Here is a 21,346-nt window from a genome sequence, read left to right as displayed (position 1 = left end):
CTGCGGCCCGACACCCTCGCTGCGCTCGGGCCCACAGGTCCATGGAGACTGGTTTTATCGTCTCCCGACTCGGGCCTGCGGCCCGACACCCTCGCTGCGCTCGGGCCCACAGGTCCATGGAGACTGGTTTTATCGTCTCCCGACTCGGGCCTGCGGCCCCGACACCCTCGCTGTGCTCGGGCCCTGTCCGTCCCGCAACTTTGAACCCAGGCATGTCCGTCGGGCGGTGATCCGGTCAGCGCGCGCTCGGGATCTCGGCGCGCTGTCGATACTGGATCGACTGGTAGTTGGGTGGGTCGACGATGAGCACGCGGTTGGTGAAGTTGCGAAGTCCGAAGGTCGCCTCGAGCGCGGCGTTCTCGAGCACCTCGAGGCGGCCGGAGAACGAGCGGCTGTCGCGGATGACCGAGCCAGGATACCCCCGGGTGTACTGGAGGTTGAGGCCCAAACGACCCCAGCCCCAGCGCAGCCACTCGGGCCGGGTCTCGGCCTCGATCACGACCCCGAGCTGGTCGACGCGAAAGCGCACGTAGGGCAGGTAATTCTCGACCCGGGGGACTTCGCGCGCGAGGACCTCGTTGATCTCGACCTGCGCGAGGCGCCCGGCGAGGGGCAAGAAGCGGGTCCCGAGCAGGTTGTTGTTGTTGTTGCGGCTGTCGCGGACGTCGGACATCGCGCTGTCGGTGTTGCCGGCGTCGAAGATCAGGTAGTCGACGCACCCGCGCGCGGTCGAGAGCGCGCCCGAGGTGTCTCCGGGGGCCGTGCACTCCCACTGGATCGCGTCGAGGGTGCCGCTGAGGTGGAGGTTCAAGGTCAGCAGCTGGTTGTTGATCTTGATCTGCTTTTGGCGGACGGCCCACAGGTCGACGGCGCTCTGGGCGAGGTTGTGGCTGACGAGCACGCGCCCGCGCGCGACGTCGTAGGCCCCGCCGAGGATGTCGATGTCGACGATCCCGCGCTCGACGTCGATCGTCCCGCTGAGGTCGGGATCGCCGATCGTCCCGCTCAGGCGCAGGTCGGCCCGGGCCTCGAGCTGGTTGGCCACGTTGTTGTCGATCCGAAAGGGCGCGCCGGTCCGCAGCTCCATGTCGAGCTCGAGGCTGCGGATGAACTCGGGCAGCTGCGAGGGCGGCGCGGGGTAGGGGTCGGCGAAGGACAGGACGGCGATGCCCTGGCGAGCGTCGCGCAGCCAGGTCGAGTGATCGACGAGGATCTCGCCGCTGATCCGGCCGTTGAGGCCGTCGGTCTCGAAGCTGAGCCGATCGCTGCTGAGCGTGGCCTCGAGCTCGGTCCGCCCCGAGTTGTCGGCGAGCGCGAGCGGGAAGTTGCTGGCCGCGACGGTCAGCGTCGCGCTGTCGATCCGATCGAAGGTATCCGAGACGACCAGCTCGCCCCACAGGTCGGCGCGACCGTGGTCGCCGACGCGGACGGTCAGGGCGTCGCTGGGCTTGCTCGTGGACCCGGCCGAGCGCCGACCCGCGACCGACACGGTGACGCCGCGCTTGCGCCGGGAGACGGTCTCGCCGGGGGCGGCCGCGCTCGGTGGCGAGCCGCAGGGCCGCGACGGGGTGCACTGGCGCAGCTCGACGATGCCGGAGGTGAGGAGGACCTCGCCGATGTCGGCGACGGACAGACGGAGCGCCTGGGGGTCGAGGCTCAAGGTGCCCGAGAGGATGTCGAGCAGGGGATCGGCGGGTGTGAAGGCGAAGGGATCGTCGGGCTCGGCGAAGGCGTCGGGCTGCTCGTGGTCGTCGCCCGAGCTGTCGTCGCCTCCGAGCCGGGCGAGGTCGCCAGCGGCATGAAAGTCGCGCAGCTCGATCGCGCCGCCGGAGCTCTCGACGAGATCGGGGACGAGGCGGCGGATCAGCGCGCCGTCGATGCTGCCCGCGGCCGAGAGCCCGAACCGGCCGCTGCAGGGCCCGGCGAGATCGAGGAAGCTCGGGCGGTTGTTGATCTCGCCGAAGCGCAGGAGCTCGTCGTAGAGCTCGACCGCGCCGTCGAGGTAGACCGTGCCCCCGGCCATGCGCAGGTCGAGCTGCGAGACCTCGATCGGGAGCGGCCGCGAGCGTTGGCGGCCGCGCTCGTCGAGCTCGTCGTCGGCGAGGCTGAGCTCGAGCGGCTCGTCTTTGGGCAGGCGGATGAAGCCGGTCACCGTTGGCTGGGTGATGACGCCGCTGACGTCGAGGCCGATGTCGAAGTGGCCGACCGGGCTGTCGACCCCGAGCGAGCCGAGGAAGGGCGCGATCGCGCTGAAGTCGAGGCCGCCTGCGATCGTCGCGGCGCTGGTGCCCGGCGGGAGGCTGGCGTTGTCGGGCACACCGGGCACGCAGCGGTGGGGCGACTGCTCGGGCGGATCCGAGCGCACGGAGCCGAGCTCGGGCTCTGACCCCGCGCCCGTTGCGAGCTCGTCGCCCGCGAGATCGAAGCTGCCGTCGACGATCAGCTCGGGCCCCTGCTTGCCGCCGCTGCGGACCCGCCAGGGCTCGGCCAGGGTCAAGACGCTGCCGTCGAGGCGCGCGCTCAGGGAGTTGATCGAGCAGGTCGTGTCGCGATCCATGCACGGATCGCCGCCGCTCACGGCCCCGCCCTCGCGCCGGCCCCGGTACCACAGCTGCGCGAGCCCGAGATCGATGCGCACGGCCTCGCCGGCGAGGGGGCGGGGGTCTTCGGGGTCGAGCTTGGCGCAGGCCGAGAGCAGCGGGCTCTGATCGCCCTCGTGGCTCGGGCAGTAGCGGGCCGCGACCGCGAGGCCGTGGAGCCCGCCGACGATCTGCTCGGCCCACTGCTCGCGGCTCGGGTGGGCGAGGAGCGTGTCGAGGGGCAAGGTCGAGAAGCTGAGGTCGACGGCGGCCTCGATCGGGTTGTCGGACCCGCCACCGAAGGCGACGGTCGCGTCGATCCGCCAGTCGAGCTCGCCCTCGCGCCCGGCCTCTTTGGGCGGGTCGACCAGGCGCTCGCCCGCGCGCACGTGCTCCCCCTCGCGGACCTGCGGGGTGCGCGTCGCGGGCACGACGAGCTCGTGGACCTCGCTGCCGTCGTCGGGCTTGATCCGCAAGCGGCGACCGTCGCGGTCGAACGAGGCGACGCCGTCGGCGGTCGCGAAGAGCGCGGCGGTCAGGTCACCCTCGATCTTGATCTGGCGGTGGGCGTTGGTCGCCGCGCGCTCGGGCTCGGCGGCCTGGTAGGGCACGTCGGAGCTCTTGAATTGGAGCACGCCGCCGCCGAGGGGGATGCCGGCCGCGCCGAGCTGCGCGAGCACGAGCTGGCCCTGAATGTCGGGCCGCCGGAGGCTGCCGCTGACGTCGAGCTTGCTGCCGTGCGCGATCTTGCCCCGGACCGGAAGATCGGCGTCGAGCGACTTGGAGATCGCCGACAGCGGCAGGTTGGTCGCCCGGACGACGAGATCGAGGCGCGGATCCTCGTCGAAGCCGACGTTGCCCGTGACCCTGACGGTCCCGACCGGCACGCTGGCGCGACGGTCCAGCGCAGGGCTGACCGGGCGGTGGTAGTCGAGGTTGAGGCGCTCGATGTCGATGCCCTCGCGGGTGAACGCGAACTTGGCCTCGGCGTCGCGGTAGTCGACATCGGCGAGGGTCAGGGTCTCGGCGTAGGCGCTGCCCCGGGCCTGGAGGCTCGAGACCGCGACCGGGCGGTGGTCCGCGCTGCCGTCGTCGAGGTCGAGCTTGATCGTCGCTCGCTGGGCCCCGATCCCGCTGCCGAGGATGTCGGGGCGGTTGATGTCTTCGAGGCGCAGGGCGACGCGCAGCTTGGGGTCGGCGAGGGGCTTGCCCTTGGGGCCGAGCAGCACGAGGTCGGCCGACAGCGGGCCGCGGCCGCCGAGCATCTCGACGTTGGGGCTGGTCAGTGACAGGGTCCCGCGCCGGAACTCGAGCGCGGCGTCGTGGATGTCGTCGACGGCCAGGGCCCCGGAGCCGGCGCCGGCGACGTCGAGCCGGCCCGCGCCGTGCGGGTTGCTGAGCGGGCCGCTGGCGGAGAAATCGGCCGCGAGGCTGTCGAACCAGCGCGGCAAGCCGAACGCGCGCAGGAAGGCCTCGCCGTTGTCGACCCGGACGCTCGCGGTCGTGGGAGCGAGCTGCTCGAACTCGGGGTCGAGGGCGCCGCTGATCCGCAGCTGCCCGCCGTCGACGCCGATCCTGAGGCCGCGCAGATCAACGCCGTCCTCGGCGTCCCAGATGACCTCGCCGTCGGCCCGGATGTTGCGCGGGAGGTGGTCGTCGGCCGGGCCGTGGTCGCGGGTGATGGCCACGCTCTGGAGCTCGGCCTCGGCGTGGTCGAGGCCCTCCGCACCGAGCACGACCTGGTGGATCTGCAGCCCGCCGCTGGTGCTGCCGGCGAGCAGCCCGCCGAGATCGGGGTCCGAGGGCGCGAGCTGGCCGAGGTCGACGTCGATCAGATCGAGGTAGAGCGAGACCAGCCAGGGCTCGTCGTCGGCCGGGAGCACGATGTGGTCCTCGCCCGAGCGCCGGTGGAGGCGAACGCTCCCGTCGAGCGCGGAGCCCCGGAGGGTGTCGAGCGAGACGATCCAGCGCTGGCCGTCGTCGGGCTCCTCTGCGTCGGCACCACCGACGGCTGCGGCCGGGGTCGTGGGGAGCTCGGGCCAGATGTCGGGGCGCGGGTCGCGGGCCAAGAACAGCGACACGTCGACGTCGTCGAGGGCCCACGCGGGCTCGGGGAAGAGATCGAGGGTCAGGTTCTGGCCGACGGCCTGGAGCACGACGTCGTCGGCCGGGCCCGTGGCCTTGAGGCTCGCGGGGGAGCCTTGGGCCGCGACCAAGGTCCGCATCCGGCCGGCCTCGTCCGCCTTGGGCGGGAGCAGCAGCTCGGCGATCGGCCCGAGGTCGGTGGTCCCAAGCGAGAAGTCGAAGCGAAGATCGCCGAAGGGGTCGAGCAGCCGGCCCTCGAACGCGCTCGGCGAGCCCCCGAGCTCGGCCTCGCCGCGCATCCACAGGTCGCCGATCGGTCGGTAGTTCATGCCCGACGCGATCTCGAGCTCGCCGAGCTCGCCGATCGGGATCGGGCCGTCGTGGATGTTGGCGATCACGAAGTCCCCGCGGCCGCCCCGGGCCGAGACCTCGTAGCGCAGCGGCAAGGTCTCGGGCTTGGCCTCGGGCATGTCGGCGTACTCGGCCGGCGCCCAGCCCTCGAAGTCGAGGCCGACCTCGATCTCGTCGAACTCGAGCCGCGTGGCCCAGCCGGCGCGCTGCTCGAGGTCGAGGGTCAGCACGAGGCCGTCGAGGTGGCCGCGGTCGATCTGGTAGGACAGCTTCTTGAGCTCGGCGGGCGCCTCGAGGTCGACGTAGGTGTCGAAGGCGTTGATCAGGCTCAGCATCCACTCGCCGTCGCGGTGGGGATTTTGGTAGGCGCGGACGTCGACCCACAGCTCGCCGTGGTTTTGGATCTCTTCGAAGTGCAGGACCCAGGGGATCTCGAGCAGCTCCGGGATGCCGAGGCGGTTCCACGGGATGATCTCGTGGATGACCAGCTCGACCTCGACGTGCTCGGCGTAGGCCGTGCGCTTGGACTTTTCGACCCCGTCGACCTTGTAGGGCTCCCAGACCTCGACGTCGTAGCCGTGGAGGGTGTGGGGCCGGCCCGTGACCAGATCGACGATCAGCATCGGGCTCCAGTGGAGCTTGCCGAACGCGATCTGCCCGTCGAGCAGCCCGCCGATCTTGTCGGTCAAGAACTCGGCGAGGCGCTCGTCATTGAAGAAGTGGTAGGCCCCGAGGTAGGCGACGTTGAACAGCAGGACCAGGATCATCAGCAGCTGCAGCGGGAGCTTGACGAGCAGCATCGTGGCGATCGGATGCTTGCGCCGAACCGGCTGCGGCGAGGCCATGAACTGGAGGTACTGGGGGTGGAGCCGGGGGATCTGCTTGGGGTGGGCGAGGGCGGCGTTGATCAGCGCGTCACGAAATTGCTCGAGCCCGCGGTGGGTGCGCCCGTCCACCCGGCTGGTCGCGGCCATCGAGCTCGCCGCCGTCACGCCGCTCGGTTCGGGCAGGTCGCGGCCGTGAACGATCGCGGCGATGTCGCGGCGGGTGTCGGCGTCGATCTCGTGGAGGGCCTCGAGGACGAGCTCGGGCGGGCGGGAGCGGAGGCGACGTGGACGGGGCAGGGGGTAGTGCCACAGCAGGCGTCGGTCCCGGGCGATCGCGTCCGCGCGAACGAGCCGCTTGAGCAGCCGGTGGAAGCGTCGACGGTCGCCCCGGCGGGTGCGGGGATCCGCGGGCGAGCGGCGATGAACCGTGCGCCAGCGGTCGAGCTCCTGGTAGGCCCGAAACAGCAGCGCCATGTTCGGCCCGGTCGGGAACAGGTGGCGATAGCGGGTCGTCGCGCACTGCCGCTCGAGGACCTCGCGGCCGTCCGCGAGCAGATCGGCCTCGGCCTGCCAGCTCTCGGTCGTGGTCGAGTCGGTCACGGGTGCCGGGGCTGAGACTAGCAGCTCGGCGGAATCCTACGAGCCCCGCTGGTATCGGCCTGGGACCGGTGCCATACAATGCCCGCGCATGGGTCAACGACCGACTGTCCAACCCCGACCGTCGAGGTTTAGTGGTCGCGGCTGGATGCTGACGCTGCTGGCCTGGGCGCTGATCTGCTCGTGGGCCGCGACCGGCAGCGCCGCGCCGCCCGAGCGCGAGGCCGAAGGGGAGTCCGGGACCAGCGCACAGAGGCAGCCGCCGGCGTCGAGCCCGGAGGGCGAGGAGCTTGACGAGCGCGCGGTCGCGCGAATTAGCGAGCGGGCCCAGCAGATCACCGACTTGATCGCCGGCGAGCTCGATCCAGGGGTCGACGTGGCGGAGCTGTTCACGGTCAGCCTGGTCGACGCCGAGCTCGGATCCGGGGGCGATGAGCTCCGCGGCCTGCTCGCGTCGATCCACGCCACGCGGGTGGCCACGCTCGAGCGGGCCAAGCAGCAAGCCGAGGCCGCCGCGCGCAAGGCCAACAAGGCCAACAAGGCCAAGCGCCAGCTCGAGGACGCTGAGGACGTCGAGCTGCCGCCTCCGCCCGCCGTCGCCGGGCCCGAGGCCGATCCCCTGACCCGGGCGAGGTCCGAGCTCGCGCTGGCCTACTGGACCTTCCTGACCTTGCCGGCCGAGCGGCGCGAGCAGGTCCTCGCCGAGCATCGCGAGCGCAAGGCGAAGATCGCGAGCCAGCGCGAGGCCGACGCCCGCGCCCGCGCGCGACTCGAACAGCTCAGCGCGGAGGCGCGGCAGCTCTCGGAGTTGATCGCGGGCGAGCTCGACGTCTCCGTTGATCCGGCGCCCCTGCTGCGCGTGGACTTGAGCGCGGTCGACGGGTTCGTCGCCGACGCACGGCTCGCGCGGGCGCTCGCGGGGGACGCGGCCCCCGAGCCGAGCGAGGCCGGCCCCGACGAGATCCCCTCCGGCGGGGAGTCGGGACCGCAAGTGGAGCCAAGCGAGACCGAAGCCGAGGCGCAGCCGGCGGCCGAGGGGCAAGCGCCCGGGCCCGAGGGGCTCGACGCCGAGCTCGTGGCCGAGCTGGCCGCCGCCGAGGCCGCGCTCGACACCCAGCGCCTGCGCTTCTTGGCCCTCAGCGGCGACGAGCGCGAGGCCGTGCTCGAGCGCCACGCCGAGCGCCAGCGCGAGGCCAAGACCCTCGCCGCCGCCGCCGAGCAGCTCGAGGCCGACGCCGAGATCGTCACCCAGGTCGAGGAGGAGCTGACCGAGGCCGAGGACAAGGCGGCGATGGCCAAGCGGGAGCGCGAGCAGGCCGAGGCCGCGGCCGTCCAGGCGCGGTCCGAGGCCCTGCGCCGAATCGCGGAGGAGCGCGCGCGGCTGCTCGGCGTCAAAGAGGCCCACGCGCTCTACGAGGTCGAGGTCGCCAGGCGCAAAAAGGACACGCTCGCGGCCCACGAGATCGCGCTGGAGTGGGACCGCAAGGTCGCGGAGCTGGCCGCTGCGCTGCCCAGCTCCGCGCGCGAGGGCGAGGCCGACGGGATGTACACGGATCTCCGCGCGGCCCTCGCCCATGCGCGCGACGGTCTGCGCGAGACGCTCACGACGATCGCGGCCAACGAGACCGGGGTCGAGCCGGTCGGAGAGCCCCTCGCCGGGCTCCCGCAGGACGTCGATCGCAGCGATCTCAGCGCGCTGCGGACCGAGCTCGAGCAGTCGGAGGCGACCCTGCGCGAGCTCGAGCGCGAGGTCGTGTGGGCGGCGGCCGACAGCGGCCGCGACGACATCGTGATGCTCAACCGCGCCCGGCTCACGCTCCTCGACCTGTCGAGCGACGAGCTGCGCAAGCGCATGACCGGGTTCGGCTCCGACGGGGTCGAGCAGGTCAAGCGCGAGATCGATCAGATCGGGCTCGAGCTGCGCTACCGCGTGTTGGCGCTGCCGCGCATCGGTCGGGGCCTGATCGAGCGACTCGAGAGCTCGCCGCTGCCGCTCGTCTTCGCGACCCTCAAGCTCGCGTTCTTGCTCCTGCTGTTTCGCTACTGGCGCAAGCGGGCCGAGGCGACCCTCGCGCGCATTCGAGACGGCTTCCTCAGCCGCGAGCGTGGCGATCGCCGGATCAATTCTCTGATCGCGCTGAGCGTCTGGTACGTCGAGCGCATCCGTCGGCCCGTCGAGCTGCTCTTGATGCTCGGCGTGGTGTTCCGCGTGGTCCTGGCCGACGCGGACGTCCTCGAGCTCGAGATCGTCTGGCTCGTGATCCTGTGGCTGCTGGTCGGCTCGACGGTGATCCTGCTCGTCGACGCGGTCGCGGCCCACGAGAGCCTGGTCCACGGCCGGGGCACGACCGCGACCGCGCAGCTGCGGATTCGCTCGCTGCGGCTGGTCGGGCTGGCCGTCGTGCTCACCGGGCTCGTCTTGTCGCTGACCGAGGAGACCGTCGGCCAAGGCGGGATCCACAAGTGGGTGCGCAGCCTCGTGTGGCTCGCCGCGATCCCGATCTTGCTCGTCCTGATCCGGTGGTGGCGCGAGCACGCGTTTCGCCGGATCCAGGACGACCCGGAGATCCCCGACAACGCCCTGGTCCGCTGGATCCGGGCCAACACCGAGGGCTGGGCGAGCTTCCCGGCGGCGGCGATCGCCGGCGGCTACCTGTTCGTCCGTGGCCTCGCCCGCTGGCTGCTGCGGCGGGCCACGGCGCTCGAGACCACGCGGCGGCTGCTCGCGTGGATGTTTCGGCGCGAGGTCGCGCGCCAGGCCAACGCGCGGCGCGAGGACGAGCAGCCCGTGGTCCCGCTGCACGCCGACGACTACGCCAAGTTCGACCCGGGGATGATCCCCGACGTCGAGTCACTCAGCCCCGCGATGGCGGCGATCGCAGCCGACAAGCTCGACGAGATCATCACCCTCAAGGTCCGCCACCGCGGCACGCTCAGCGCGGTCATCGGCGAGCGCGGATCGGGCAAGACCACCTTCTTGTGTCGGCTCGCGCGCGCGCTCGAGGCCGAGGCCGAGAACTACGAGCACGACGGTCACGAGGCCGAGAAGGCGAGCGCCGCGTCGGGCGAGCGTCACGAAGAGTTTGGTCGGCTGACCGTACGCCAGATCCAGTGCCCGCCCGGCGGCTTCCGCCAGCTCCAGCGCGCGATCGCGGAGTCGGTCGGGCTGCCGCGGAGCACGCCGCCCGACGACATCGTCACCGCGCTGTCGAAGCAGACCCCGCTGGTGTTCCTGATCGACGACGCCCACCGCCTCGTGCGACCCGCGATCGGCGGGCTCGAGGGCCTCGATCGCTTCGCCGACTTCGCCCGCGAGGTCAGCGGCGACGCCTCGTGGATAGCGAGCATTGGCACCGCGGCGTGGCAGTACGTGTCGCGGGCCCGCGGTGACCGGGTGTTCTTCGATCAGGTCGTGACGCTGCCGCGTTGGAACGAGCAACAGATCGGTGAGCTGATCCGCGAGCGCAGCGCCGCCGCCCAGATCACCCCCAACTTCGATGAGATCGTGATCCCGCGGCAGTTCGACGTTGCGACGGTCGGCGACAGCCTCGAGGTCGGGCTCCAGGTCAGCGAGCAGCAGCGGGCGGAGATGGGCTTTTATCGGATCTTGTGGGACCACGCGAAGGGCAACCCGGCCGTCGCCCTCCACTTTTGGCGCAAGTCACTGTTTGTCGTGCCCTCGGCCGAAGGCGCGGAGAAGACCATGGTCCGGCTGTTTCAAGAGCCCGCGGCGGCGGACCTCGACGAGGTCGGCCCGACCCTGCACTTCGTGTTGCGCGGGGTCGTGCAGCTCGGGGTCGCGTCGCCCTCGGATCTGGTCGCGTGCACCCAGCTGCCGCCCGCGGACGTCGCCGACGCCCTGCGCTTCGCGCTCGCGCGGGGCTGGGTCGACCGGGTCGGGGTTCAGGCCGACCGCTACCGCGTGACCTGGCACTGGTACCGAGCGATCACCGACATGCTCCGGCGCCAGCACTTGCTGGGGATTTAGCGAGGATGCTGATGGAGACTCTCGAGATGCGCAGCACGACCGCCACTTTTTGTAGGGCTCGCAAGACGGGCCTGGCTGGGCTCGCCGCGCTGGTGGTCGGTGTGTTGCGCCCGGGCCTGGCCTTCGCCAACCCCGAGGAGGCCCTCGGGACCCCCGACGCCGCCGTCATGGGCCAGTTCGCGTCGATGATCCGGTGGAGCGGGGTCTTGACCTCGATCGTCGTGATCCTGGGCGCGTGGATGGCGATCCGCTTCGTCCGCGACCTGGTCGAGCGGCTCAGCCGGCAGTTCGCCAACCGCCGGCTGCTGCTCCAGAAGATCGCGACGATCTTCCAGTTTATCGTCTACGTGGGGACGGGCGCGGCCGTCGTGCTCCTGAGCTTCCGCCTCGACGCCGGCGTGCTCGCGATCATCGGCGGCACGGTCGCGGTCTCGGTCGGCTTCGCGGTCAAGGACGTCGTGGCCTCGTTCATCGCCGGGATCATGATCATGGTCGACCGTCCGTTTCAGGTCGGCGACCGCATCAGCTTCGGCGGGCAGTACGGCGACGTCACCGCGATCGGCCTGCGCTCGGTCCGGGTCCAGACCCTCGACGACAACACCGTCACGATCCCCAACAACAAGTTCATCAACGACATCACCTCCAACGGCAACTACGGCGCCCTCGACATGCAGGTGGTCATGGACTTCCACATCGGCGTGGATCAGGACGTCGGGCGGGCGCGCAGCATCGTCAACGAGGCCGCGGTCACGAGCCGCTACGTCTACCTGCCCAAGCCGGTCGTGGTCCTCGTCAGCCAGGTCATCGCCGACAGCTACGTGGCCGTGCGCCTCCGGCTCAAGAGCTACGTGCTCGACACCAAGTACGAAAAAGCGTTCGAGACCGACGTCAACCTGCGCGTGCTCGGGGCGTTCCGCGAGCACTCGATCATGCCGCCGGCCGTGCTCCACCGTCAGCTCGATCCCCTGGTCCGCAAGCCCGGGTCCGCGGCGCCCCCGAGCTGAGCGGTCGAGCGCGCGACCGACTCGGGTCAGGAAGGGGACAGCTCGGACAGGATGTCGAGCTCGCCGTCGCGCAGCGCGTCGCGGTAGCGAAAGCGCCGCAGCTTGCCGCTCGTGGTCTTGGCCACGCTGCGCTGGGGGATCAGGATCACCCGGTCGAGCTCGATGTCGTGCTCGTCGCGGACCCGGGCGAAGATCTGCTCGCACAGGGCGACGCGCTTGGCTTCGGCCATGGTCCGGCGCCCGGTCGCGGCCAGGCACACCTGCCGGTCGCCGTCGGCCTCGGCCTCGGTCACGAAGGCCACGCACTCGCGCACGAGCGCGTCCGGACCCTCGGCCACGCTGCGCTCGATGTCGTGGGGCTGGTGGCTGCGGCCGTCGACGACGATGAGATCCGCGAGGCGCCCGCTGCCGAACAGCTCGCCGTCGACCACGAAGCCGGTGTCGGCGGTCCGGAACCACTGGATCGCGGGATCTTCGCCGACGATCGTCGCGGCGAAGCGCTCGCGGGTCGTGTCAGCGTCGCCCCAGTAGCCGCGGCCGACCGAGGGCCCGCGCAGCCAGATCTCGCCCTCGCGGCCCTCTTGCTGGCGCTGGCGGGTGTCCGGATCGACGATCGCGATCTGGTGCTCGCGCATCGGCGTGCCGCAGGAGACGAAGGGCCTCGCGCACAGCTCGAGCTCGCTCGGGGCTAGGGCCTGAGCGTCGACGGGCTCGGCCCGGCCGGCCCACAGCGCGCGCTTGTCGAACCACACGGTCTTGGGCGCGAGCTCGAGCGGCCAGCCGCTGACCATCAGCGTGGCCTCGGCCATGCCGAAGCAGGGCATGAAGGTCTCGGGCGCAAAGCCGCAGGCGGCGAAGCGGGCGTTGAAGCGCTCGAGGGTCGCGGCGCGCAGGGGCTCGGCGCCCGAGACCGTGAGCCGCCAGCTCGACAGATCGAGCTTGGCGAGGTCCTCGTCGCGCGCTCGCTCGACGCACAGGTCGTAGGCGAAGTTGGGCCCGGTGCTGACCCGGGCGCCGAAGGTCGAGATGGTCTCGAGCCACGACAGCGGGCGGCGCAGGAACGCGATCGGCGACATCAGCAGGGTCGTGCCGCCGTGGTAGAGGGGGTACAGCAGCGAGCCGATCAGGCCCATGTCGTGGTAGAAGGGCAGCCAGCTGACGGTCCGCGCGCCCTCGGGCTGGGCAAATTTCTCGTGCGCGAGGCGCTGGTGGGCCAGGAGGTTGTCGTGGCCGATCATCACGCCCCTCGGGGTGCCCGTCGAGCCCGAGGTGTACTGCAAGAAGGCGATCAGATCTTCGAGCCCGCTCGGTCGAGCCCAGCGCTGGGCGTCCGCCTCGGTGGTCTCGAGCTCGTCGGTTGCGAGGATCTTCAGGGCCTCGGGATCGCGGGCCTCGGCCCGGGCAAATTCGACGGTCGGCGCGAGCTCGGCCGTGGTCAGGATCAGGCGCGCGTCGGCGTCACGAATGATCGCCGAGACCCGCGGCATGGTCTTGACCGCGCGCTGCTTGTCGGGCGGAAAGGCCGGGACCGCGACCAGCCCGGCGTAGAGGCAAGCGAGGAACATGGCCGGGTACTCGAGCCCAAAGGGGTACAAGAGCAGGGCGCGGTCGCCGGGCTCGGCGTGCTCGCGCAGGCGCGCCGCGATCGCGCGGGCGCGGCGGTCGGCCTCGGCGTAGCTCAGCGTTGCGACGACGGCCTGATCGACGATCTGCTGGTAGAGCGGGCGCTCACCGTGGGCGCGGGCGCGGGCACGGAGCACGTCGACGAGCGAGGTGGGGCCTTCGGTCTCGCTGATCTCCATCGTGGCAGGTTTTGACAGCGCGCATGCGAGGTCAAGCGCGCACGATCGTGCACGTTTGTGATCAGTCCTCGGCGGTCGGTGATCCCCCCCAGTGGGGCGTCCACAAGTGCAGGCGTCCGGGGGCGCGGACGCGGGTCTGGCAGGCCATGCGCCAGCCAGGCTCGAGCTCCATGTCGCGCTCGAGCTCGCCCGGGGCGTTGAGCAGCTCCGCCCCCTCGACCACCTGGACCGCGCAGGCTCGGCACACGCCCCGGGCGCGACACGCGTTGCCGAGCGGGGCCTGGGCGCGGGCGGCCGCAGCGAGCAAGCTCGTGCCGAGCGGGACCGAGAGCTCGCCGAAGTCACGGCCGAAGCGGACGCGGACAACCATGGGCGCACTATGGCTGCTCGCCATCGGCCTCGCCACGGTCGAGCTCGGGCGGGAGCAGCATCGCCCGCAGCCCGATCAACTCTGCCCGGGTCCGGACCCCGAGCTTCGCCATCGCCGAGCGCAGGTAGCCGCGCACCGTCACCATGTCGAGCCCGAGGGCATAGGCGGTGGCCTTGGTGCTCGTGCCGCTCGCGAGGTAGGCGACGACCTCGGCCTCGCGCCGGGTCAGAGCTCTGCTCGCGGCGGCCTGCGTCGAGTTGCAGACCGCGACGTAGTAGCGCCGCCCGCTGCCTTCGAAGTGATCGACCAGCGACCACTGCCCGGCGACGAGCCCCTGCCAGAGCTCGAGGGCCTCGCGCTCGTCGGCCCGGCGGCTCCGGGCTCGCTCGACCCGCGCGACCGCTTCGCGCAGGAGCTCGCTGGGGGCGGTCGCGTCGTCGAGGTGCTCGAGCTCGCCGCTTGGCCGCAGGACCGCGTCGGCCTCGTCGATCGCGGGACGACCGCCGAGCCGCCGACGCAGGCGTGCCCCGGCGGCGACGTGGGCTCCGATCTGCGCCAGCATCACGCGATCCTCCGGGCTCGGGCCGTCGTGATTGTCGAGGGACATCCCGAGCACGGCGCCGCGGCCAGACGGGTCGGTCGCGGAGACCGCGAACTGGTCGACGACACCCATGGCCGCGTAGGCGGCCGGCAGCGGCGTGGTCGAGATCGAGATCCCGGCCTCGGCCAGGACCGCGCTCGTCATCTTTGCCAGGAGCGGCGCGCCGTTGAACAGATCGAGGAGCTCGTCCGACGCCTCCGCGAAGGTCTTGCGCAGCTGCTCGCCGACCAGGGGCTCCTCGACCCAGTGCTCGCCAAGCGTGACCCGACCGGCGACGCGCGAGACCTCGAAGGCGTAGCAATTCACGATCCCCGGGATGGTGCCGCGCAGCGTCGCGCCGAGATCGTGCAGCCACTGTTGGGGCTGCCGGTCGAGCGCGTATGCGAGCTCGACGAGATCGACCTTGGACGTGGCGGGGCGGGTCATGACCGGCACGATCGTGTTATCAAGGAGCCAGATGGCCGACGCAAATGAAGAGGATCGTCGGGGGCGACGTGGCGCGAAATCGCGCCTGCGTGTATCCCGGGTCGGCGACACGCTCGTCGTGTCGGCCGGGATAACCTCGCTCCCGAGAGTGCTCAGCGAGTCCGAGCGCGCGGTCGTCCACGCGCTGCTCGCAGGGCGCAGCAACGCCGAGATCGCCGAGCTCCGTAGAACCTCGGTCAAGACCGTGGCCAACCAGCTTCACGCTGTCTATCGCAAGCTCGGCGTCGGCTCGCGCGACGAGCTCGCCGCGCTCGTGACGGGCCCCATGGCGGGCGGGCGTGAGCGCGGTGACTCTCGCGACGAGTTGTGAGCCCCCGCAGACCTTCGAATTCAGGACGTTTGAGACTGGCGCAGTGTCTGGCGCCGTTTGGGCCAGATCGGAGTCAAACAGCAGAGCCGCGCCAGGGGTGGCGGCGGGTTGGGCTACCCTCGTCGGGGTGAGCGAGGCGGGCGGCGAGGCGGGCGGCGAGGGCGCGGCGCGAGCTCGGGGAGATCGGCGAGTACATGCTTGAACTCCGAGCACTGCTCGGGATCGTAGTCCAACTCTGGGTTGACGACCGACTCGGCATCGTGCGCAAGCAGGCTCCAGTCCACGTCTTGGCGGGCCAACCAGTTCTCTAAAATCTCAGGCCGATCTACCGCTCGTGTGCGGGCCCAGATTTCGAACGATGGTCGCGTGATTTGCGTGCGATCGCCGACTGGATCGAACTCGTTCGGCAATAGAGCGGATCCCGCGAGCTCGCAGTTGGCGATCGCTTCGCTGGCGAACGCGTCGCGCAGCGCAACGTAGACAGGATGGATCCGCCGAGGAGGATGACGGTTGGGGCAGGGGCGGACGGCCAGATCGGCCAAAACAACAAACGGCCCGCAGAGAGTATCTGCGAGCCGTTTGAGGCATAGCGGGGACAGGATTTGAACCTATGACCTCCGGGTTATGAGCCCGGCGAGCTACCTGGCTGCTCCACCCCGCAGTGGACGTGGCCGGTGCCACGGGAAGCGGGTTGTAGGCCCAAGGACCGGCGAGGTCAAGCCCTCAAATCAGAAAAAATCAGGGCCCGGTTTTTTCACTCGTCTCGCGCGAGCGCGGCGAGCTCGACCCGGGCCTGGCCGGGCGCGGTGATCTCGGCCAGGACCGCGAGCGGGCGGTTGATGGCGTCGAGGATCAGCACGCTGGCACGAGGTGGCGGATCGTCGACGAAGTTGAGCGGGCAGTGGTCCACGGTCAGCGGGCCGTCGGGGCGCGCGGGGTCGGGGACCGCGATCGGGAGCCCGTGCGAGCGGCAGATCAGCGGCCGCTGGGCGTAGACGCTGCACCGGCCGTCGACCAGCAGGGCACACGCCGACGATCCCTCCGGCTCGGCTTGGCCTTGCTCGCGGATCCGCTGGCGCAGGGCCGGGTCGCGCTCGGCCAGGGCGGCGAGCGCCTCGCGGATCGGGGCGGCCTCGACCTCGAAGACCGAAAAGCGCGGATCGCAGCAGCTCGCGCAGCCGGGCCGGCACGCGAAGCTCGCGGGCGTACGCGCGATCGCCTCGTCGAAGTGCTGGTCGACGCGGGCCCGAAGCTGGACGAGGTGGTCGCTCGGCCCGGTCAAGCGCCGACCTCCGCGCGCAAGCTCGCGACGATCTCGGCCTGCACGGCCCGAACCCGCGCGACGCCCTCGTCGGCGGTGAACGAGGCGCCCGCGACGAAGGGGTGGCCGCCGCCGCCGTGTCGCTCGCACAGCTGGGCGAGGTCGTGGGTTCGGCGCCCCGGATCGAACCAGGGGTTGAAGCCAGCCGAGAGGCGCAGATCCCCGTCGGGGTGGGCGTAGATCCCGACGGTGTAGGTCGTGTCCGGGGCCAGGTAGTAGGGGATGAAGTGGCTCAGGACCCGCGGCCCCTCGTCGATGAGGTCGTAGACGAAGATCCCGCCCTCGGTCCGCCCGAGCCGGCGCATGAGCTCGATGTCCTCGCGGTGGCACTCGAGCCGGGGCTCGACGATCTCGCGGATCCACGCGGCCTCGGCGAGCGTCGCCAGGGGCGTGACCAGGAGCGCCTCGATGAACGCGGTGATCGCCTCGGGGTCGGTGGCCGTCTGGATCCACGCGGCCAGGCGCATGGCTGGATCTTCATAGAGGACCGCGGCCTCGGGGCTGGCGAAGGCGGCCGAGTCGATGATCTCGGCCCACCGGATCAGCTCGGCGTGGGCCGAGGCGTCGAAGCCGAAGCGGCCGTGGGCGATCTCGGCCAGGTAGCCCGTGCAGCTCGGCACGGCGGGGTCGTGGAAGCGCTGCCCGCTGCGATCGGCCTCGAAGTGGGCGCGATCCCCGGGGAGCTGAAAAGCCGAGCGGTGGTGATCGAAATACCAGGTCAGCCCCGGGCGCTGGGTGTAGCGGAAGTCGACCACGGCGGCCTCGTCGGCGCCCTCGAAGTCGGCGTCGACGAAGGGGTCGCCCCGCTGGTGATGCTTGGGGATCTGGACCAGCTCGATCGCCTGGCCGTGGCGCCCGCGCATGAACGCCGAGAACAGCGCCGCGGAGGCGGCACCGTCGAAGCAGCGAGCGTGGTGGAGCACGTGAACGCGCATGCGGGCGGCAGGGTAGGGAGGGGGCGAGGCCAGGTCCACCCGCAATTGTTGCTTTCTTTGGTCGCCGCCGCGCCGCTGCTAGCGTGGCCGGCGATGGGACTGCGATCGTCGCTGACGTCTACCTCACGGGCCCGCCGTGGCCTGGGCGCCCTCGCGGTGTCGGTCGCGCTGGGGGGGCTCACGGCCTGCGCCCACGCCGACGACAAGCGCAGCCCCCAGGAGCTGCTCGAGTCGGCCGACAACCACTACGAGATCGCCCTGGGCTCGGCTCAGACGGGATCCTTCGACGACGCCAAGAAGCAGCTGGAGTTCGCGCTCGAGTCGGTCCCGGCCCACGGCAACGCCCACTACCTGATGGGCCTGATCCTGCTCCACGAGGGCCGCACGATCATCGAGTTCATCGAGTCGGAGATGTGCCTGACCGACGAGGCCGCCGACGAGCAGCGCCTCCGCGCCGACGAGCTCCACCGCGCCGCCCACGACTCGTTCAGCCAGGCCGCGGCCTCCTACGACGAGAACGACCCGAGCATCGGCCGGGCCTACAACTCGATGGCCGTGATCTCGCTCTACTTCCACGATCACGAGCGCGCCCAGACGGAGCTCGAGCTGGCCCTCGGCGCCCAGTTCTACATGGAGAAGTTCTCGGCCCTCGCCAACCTCGGCTGGGCCTACTACGAGCAGGGCGACCTGGTTCAGGCGATGACCGAGCTGCGCCAGTCCGTGCTCATGAACCCGGACTACTGCGTGGGCCGCTACCGCCTCGCGCAGGTCTACCTCGACTACGAGATGACCGAGCAGGCGCTCGAGGAGGCGGAGCGAGTGATCTCCGACGAGCGCTGTCCGATCCAGGACGCCCACCGCGTCGCGGGGATCGCTCGCATGCGCCTGGGCCAGGGGGCCGGGGCGAGCGAGGCGTTTCAGAGCTGCCTCGAGCTGGCGCCGCGAAGCTGCCTCGCCAACGCGTGTCGGCAGTTCATGACGCTGGCGGCCGACGCGCGGCCTCCCGCCGTGACCGACGCCGAGTGACGAACGACCGCGCTCGCCGGCTCTGACGCCCCTTGGTGGGCTCACGGCGCTGACGTCGCGCTTGGCCTTGCCCGGTCGCGGGAGCTGGCTGCACACTTGCGCCCGATGCGAGTCGACACTGGTCGCCTTCGGGTCGTCGCTGCCGACATGGCGGTGAGCCCCGAGTCAGGTTCGGCCCCGGCCAAGTCTGCCCCCGATCCCCGCGAGGGCGCGGACGGCTACGACAGCCCGGGCCCCTACCTCCAGGCCCAGCGCAAGCGACGGGGCGTGAGCCTCGAGCAGCTGGCCGTGGCGACCAAGATCCCGCGCCGCCAGCTCGAGCTGCTCGAAGCCGACCGCTTCGAAGAGCTCCCGGCCATGGTGTTCGCCAAGGGCTTCTTGCGTTGCTGCGCGCGATCGCTCGAGCTCGATCCCGACACCGTCCTCGGCTTGCTCTACAAGCGCGAGCGGGCCCAGCTGCGCGCGCGCCGACGCGAGACCAGCGCCGTGAGCCCGGTCGGCACCAAGCACGCGAACAAATTGAGCACGGGGCGCCCGCGCTCGCCTGCCCGGGCCGCCGCGCCCCAGCGGCTGGCCGGAGACCTGGGCTCGTGGCTGGCCGACAACCTGGGCGCGTGGCTCGGTCGGCTGCCGAGCGCGCGGATCTTGATGTGGCTGGTCGTGGCCCTGATCGTCGCGCTGATCGTGTTCATCGCGTTCACGCTCGCGAGCGGTCAGGCCGAGACCCTCATGATCAAGTCCTAGCAGCCTGCTCGTCCCGGCCGATCCCAGGGCCCAGGGGCCCAGATACTCTCCCGGCAGGCTGGCTGCGGGGGGCAATGATCCTTACCATGCCGCCGAGGTCCGCCATGGCTCGGGGCAAGCTGATCGATCTGATGCGTCCGCTGCGGCGCAACGACACCCGTCGGGTCGCGCGGATCCTCCAGCGCCTCGACGAAGTCCAGATCGCGGCGCAGCTCGACAACACCCCGCCCGACGCTCAGGACCGGATCCTCAAGATGCTCTCGGTCGAGCGCCGCGCGGCGGTGTTCGCCGAGCTGCGCGAGGAGACGGCCGCCGAGCTCGTCCGTCGGCTCGCGCCCGAAGAGGTCGCGGTCCTGCTCGACGATCTCGAGGCCGACGACGTCGCCGACATCCTCGGCCGCGTCGAAGAGACCCGCCTCCGCCAGATCCTCACGCGCCTCGATCCCGAGGACGCCGACGAGGTCGAGCAGCTCCTCGGCTACGACGAGAACACGGCCGGCGGCATCATGTCGCTGGACTTCATCCGGGTCTACGACACCGTGACCGTCGCCGAGGCCACGCGGGTGGTCCAGGAGGAGGAGGACCCGCCGGATCAGGCCTTCTACGTCTACGTGGTCGACGACGACGAGCGCCTCGTCGGGGTCGTGTCCCTGCGGATGTTGCTGACCAGCCGCCGCGACGACCCGATCCGCGAGATCATGGAGCCCGAGCTGGTCTACGTCGACCGCGAGGCCGACCAGGAGGAGGTCGCCGACGTCGCGATGCGCTACGACCTCGTCGCGGTCCCGGTCGTCGACGACCAGCGGCGGCTCGTCGGGGTCGTGACGATCGACGACATCGTCGACGTCATCCGCGAAGAGGCGACCGAGGACATCCTCAAGATGGCCGGCGCCGGTGAGGAGCTGTTCGAGACCCGCTCGTTTTGGACCAGCTTGCGCGCGCGGATGCCCTGGCTGCTGGCCGCGGCGATCGGCGGGGTCCTGGTCGCGGCCGCGCTCTCGGGCTTCGAGGGCGCGCTCGAGACCGTGCCGGTGCTCGCGCTGTTCATGCCCGTGATCGCGGGCATGGGCGGCAACGTCGGGACCCAGAGCTCGACGATCGTCGTCCGGGGTCTCGCGGTCGGCTACGTCGAGAGCGCCTCGCTCGGGCGCCTGGTGTTTCGTGAGACCGGCCTGGGCATGGCGCTCGGGGCCCTCTACGGCCTGCTGATCGCCCTGGTCGCGCCCTTCATCGGCGCCCGGGTCCCCGATCCGCTGGCGCTCGGCGCGGTCCTGACTCTGGGCATGATGGGCTCGATGACGATCGCGGCCGCGGTCGGGACCTCGATCCCGCTGCTCATGAACCGGCTCAAGATCGATCCGGCGGTCTCGACCGGGCCCTTCGTGACCACGGCCGTCGATATCCTCGGGCTGATGTTCTACTTCTGGCTGGCGACGGTGCTCCTGGGCGTCGAGGCCTGAGTCATGCTGGACCCATGAGCGCGATCGTCACGCCGGCCGTCATCTTGCGGACGCAGCCGATCCGCGAGTCCGATCTGATCGTCGTGTTGCTGACGCCGGGCCACGGGAAGATCGACTGCATCGCGCGTGGCGCTCGGCGCAGTCGTCGGCGCTTCCCGGGCGGCCTCCCGGTCGGGGCCCGCGGGCAGGTCGACGTCGGCCGCGGGCGCGGGTCGCTCGCGGTGCTGTCGAGCTTCGCGCCGAGCTCCGACCACGGCCGGCTCGGCCGCGACCTCGACGTCTTCGCCTACGTCGCCTACCTGTGCGAGCTCAGCGATCAGCTCGTCGGCGGCAGCGCGTCCGATCCGACCGCGTTCGCGTGGCTGTGCGAGGCGATCGAGGCCGCGCTCGCGCCGACCCCGGCCGAGGCCAAGCCCGGGCTGCTGCGCCGCTACGAGCTCGGGCTGCTCGAGTCTCTCGGGCTGCTGCCCGCGCTCGCGGAGTGCAGCGTGTGCGGCTCGCCGGGCCACGCGACCGAGGAGGGCGTGGCCTTCTCCGCCGCGCGCGGGGGGATCCTGTGCCTGGCTCACGCGCGCATGGCCCGACGGATCCCGGCCGCGGTCCTCGGGCTCGCGTCGGCCCTGCTCGAGCCCGACCCCGAGGACCGCGCGCGCGCTTACGCCGAGGCAGACCGGGAGACGCGGCGGGACCTGCGGGATCTCTGTCGCGAGCTGATCGCCCCGCACCTGCGCGGGGAGCTGCGCTCGCTGGCCTTCTTCGCCCAGATCGCGGCGCGGCCCAAGCCGCCCGCGCCCGAGTGAGGCGACAAAGACAGGTTGATTGCGAGCTTACAGGGTGGTTTTCGCCGGGGTTCTTGATAG

At 71.2% G+C, this 21,346-nt stretch carries 13 protein-coding genes and 1 tRNA gene; 7 read left to right on the top strand and 7 right to left on the bottom strand.

Annotated elements, in window-relative coordinates; all coding sequences use genetic code 11:
* Positions 1-235: 235 nt before the first annotated feature.
* Positions 236-6,442, bottom strand: a complete 6,207-nt coding sequence (locus tag ENSA5_RS36750) for a translocation/assembly module TamB domain-containing protein (protein ID WP_106389508.1) — start codon at positions 6,440-6,442, stop codon at positions 236-238.
* 145 nt (positions 6,443-6,587) lie between these two features.
* Between ENSA5_RS36750 and ENSA5_RS00100 the strand changes: the two genes are divergently transcribed.
* Together ENSA5_RS00100 and ENSA5_RS00095 are read left to right on the top strand one after the other, a co-directional pair.
* On the top strand, positions 6,588-10,427 hold the full coding sequence (locus ENSA5_RS00100) for an AAA family ATPase (RefSeq protein WP_106389507.1): 3,840 nt from the start codon (positions 6,588-6,590) through the stop codon (positions 10,425-10,427).
* An 11-nt stretch (positions 10,428-10,438) separates the two neighbouring features.
* On the top strand, positions 10,439-11,431 hold the full coding sequence (locus tag ENSA5_RS00095) for a mechanosensitive ion channel family protein (protein ID WP_258182675.1): 993 nt from the start codon (positions 10,439-10,441) through the stop codon (positions 11,429-11,431).
* A gap of 26 nt (positions 11,432-11,457) precedes the next feature.
* On the opposite strand, the gene ENSA5_RS00090 is transcribed toward ENSA5_RS00095, so the two are convergent.
* From ENSA5_RS00090 to ENSA5_RS00080, 3 genes are all read right to left on the bottom strand, one after another.
* Positions 11,458-13,233, bottom strand: coding sequence for a fatty acyl-AMP ligase (locus ENSA5_RS00090; protein WP_106389506.1), 1,776 nt, complete (start codon positions 13,231-13,233; stop codon positions 11,458-11,460).
* A gap of 61 nt (positions 13,234-13,294) precedes the next feature.
* Complete coding sequence (locus tag ENSA5_RS00085; protein WP_181197082.1) at positions 13,295-13,603, bottom strand: 2Fe-2S iron-sulfur cluster-binding protein; 309 nt, start codon at positions 13,601-13,603, stop codon at positions 13,295-13,297.
* A 7-nt stretch (positions 13,604-13,610) separates the two neighbouring features.
* Positions 13,611-14,630 carry a helix-turn-helix transcriptional regulator gene (locus ENSA5_RS00080; protein ID WP_181197081.1) on the bottom strand — a complete coding sequence of 340 codons (1,020 nt, stop codon included), beginning with the start codon at positions 14,628-14,630 and terminating at the stop codon, positions 13,611-13,613.
* Positions 14,631-14,661: 31 nt separating this feature from the next.
* Here ENSA5_RS00080 and ENSA5_RS00075 point away from each other — a divergent pair, with 31 nt between their 5' ends.
* Positions 14,662-15,000, top strand: coding sequence for a response regulator transcription factor (locus tag ENSA5_RS00075; protein ID WP_181197080.1), 339 nt, complete (start codon positions 14,662-14,664; stop codon positions 14,998-15,000).
* A 587-nt stretch (positions 15,001-15,587) separates the two neighbouring features.
* On the opposite strand, the gene ENSA5_RS00070 is transcribed toward ENSA5_RS00075, so the two are convergent.
* The 3 genes from ENSA5_RS00070 to ENSA5_RS35395 all read right to left on the bottom strand — a co-directional run bounded on the left by ENSA5_RS00070 (position 15,588) and on the right by ENSA5_RS35395 (position 17,256).
* Positions 15,588-15,661, bottom strand: a tRNA-Met gene (locus ENSA5_RS00070).
* 93 nt (positions 15,662-15,754) lie between these two features.
* Positions 15,755-16,282: a YkgJ family cysteine cluster protein gene (locus tag ENSA5_RS36745; RefSeq protein ID WP_181197079.1), complete on the bottom strand. Its 528-nt coding sequence runs from the start codon at positions 16,280-16,282 to the stop codon at positions 15,755-15,757.
* Complete coding sequence (locus ENSA5_RS35395) at positions 16,279-17,256, bottom strand: DHH family phosphoesterase (RefSeq protein WP_146155146.1); 978 nt, start codon at positions 17,254-17,256, stop codon at positions 16,279-16,281. Before ENSA5_RS35395 ends, ENSA5_RS36745 begins: the two co-directional genes overlap by 4 nt.
* Before the next feature lie 156 nt (positions 17,257-17,412).
* Between ENSA5_RS35395 and ENSA5_RS00060 the strand changes: the two genes are divergently transcribed.
* The 4 genes from ENSA5_RS00060 (at position 17,413) to recO (ending at position 21,286) form a co-directional block, all read left to right on the top strand.
* On the top strand, positions 17,413-18,282 hold the full coding sequence (locus ENSA5_RS00060; RefSeq protein ID WP_106389501.1) for a tetratricopeptide repeat protein: 870 nt from the start codon (positions 17,413-17,415) through the stop codon (positions 18,280-18,282).
* 105 nt (positions 18,283-18,387) lie between these two features.
* Entirely contained in the window at positions 18,388-19,026 is a 639-nt protein-coding gene (locus ENSA5_RS00055; RefSeq protein WP_106389500.1) for a helix-turn-helix domain-containing protein, read from the top strand.
* Between the two features lie 86 nt (positions 19,027-19,112).
* Positions 19,113-20,486 carry a magnesium transporter gene (mgtE, locus tag ENSA5_RS00050; RefSeq protein WP_181197078.1) on the top strand — a complete coding sequence of 458 codons (1,374 nt, stop codon included), beginning with the start codon at positions 19,113-19,115 and terminating at the stop codon, positions 20,484-20,486.
* Between the two features lie 14 nt (positions 20,487-20,500).
* Positions 20,501-21,286: a DNA repair protein RecO gene (gene recO, locus ENSA5_RS00045; protein WP_106389498.1), complete on the top strand. Its 786-nt coding sequence runs from the start codon at positions 20,501-20,503 to the stop codon at positions 21,284-21,286.
* Positions 21,287-21,346 lie beyond the last annotated feature (60 nt).

The sequence above is a fragment of the Enhygromyxa salina genome, from assembly GCF_002994615.1.
Classification (GTDB): domain Bacteria; phylum Myxococcota_A; class Polyangia; order Nannocystales; family Nannocystaceae; genus Plesiocystis; species Plesiocystis salina_A.
This window is presented reverse-complemented; position numbering and strand designations above follow the sequence as displayed.

What these genes read in the sequence shown, in the direction of transcription:
- ENSA5_RS00100 (WP_106389507.1), top strand. Translation starts at nt 6,588, where the DNA reads ATGCTGACGCTGCTGGCCTGGGCGCTGATCTGCTCGTGGGCCGCGACC.
- ENSA5_RS00095 (WP_258182675.1), top strand. Translation starts at nt 10,439, where the DNA reads ATGGAGACTCTCGAGATGCGCAGCACGACCGCCACTTTTTGTAGGGCT.
- ENSA5_RS00090 (WP_106389506.1), bottom strand. Translation starts at nt 13,233, where the DNA reads ATGGAGATCAGCGAGACCGAAGGCCCCACCTCGCTCGTCGACGTGCTC.
- ENSA5_RS00085 (WP_181197082.1), bottom strand. Translation starts at nt 13,603, where the DNA reads ATGGTTGTCCGCGTCCGCTTCGGCCGTGACTTCGGCGAGCTCTCGGTC.
- ENSA5_RS00080 (WP_181197081.1), bottom strand. Translation starts at nt 14,630, where the DNA reads ATGACCCGCCCCGCCACGTCCAAGGTCGATCTCGTCGAGCTCGCATAC.
- ENSA5_RS00075 (WP_181197080.1), top strand. Translation starts at nt 14,662, where the DNA reads ATGGCCGACGCAAATGAAGAGGATCGTCGGGGGCGACGTGGCGCGAAA.
- ENSA5_RS35395 (WP_146155146.1), bottom strand. Translation starts at nt 17,256, where the DNA reads ATGCGCGTTCACGTGCTCCACCACGCTCGCTGCTTCGACGGTGCCGCC.
- ENSA5_RS00055 (WP_106389500.1), top strand. Translation starts at nt 18,388, where the DNA reads ATGCGAGTCGACACTGGTCGCCTTCGGGTCGTCGCTGCCGACATGGCG.
- mgtE (WP_181197078.1), top strand. Translation starts at nt 19,113, where the DNA reads ATGCCGCCGAGGTCCGCCATGGCTCGGGGCAAGCTGATCGATCTGATG.
- recO (WP_106389498.1), top strand. Translation starts at nt 20,501, where the DNA reads ATGAGCGCGATCGTCACGCCGGCCGTCATCTTGCGGACGCAGCCGATC.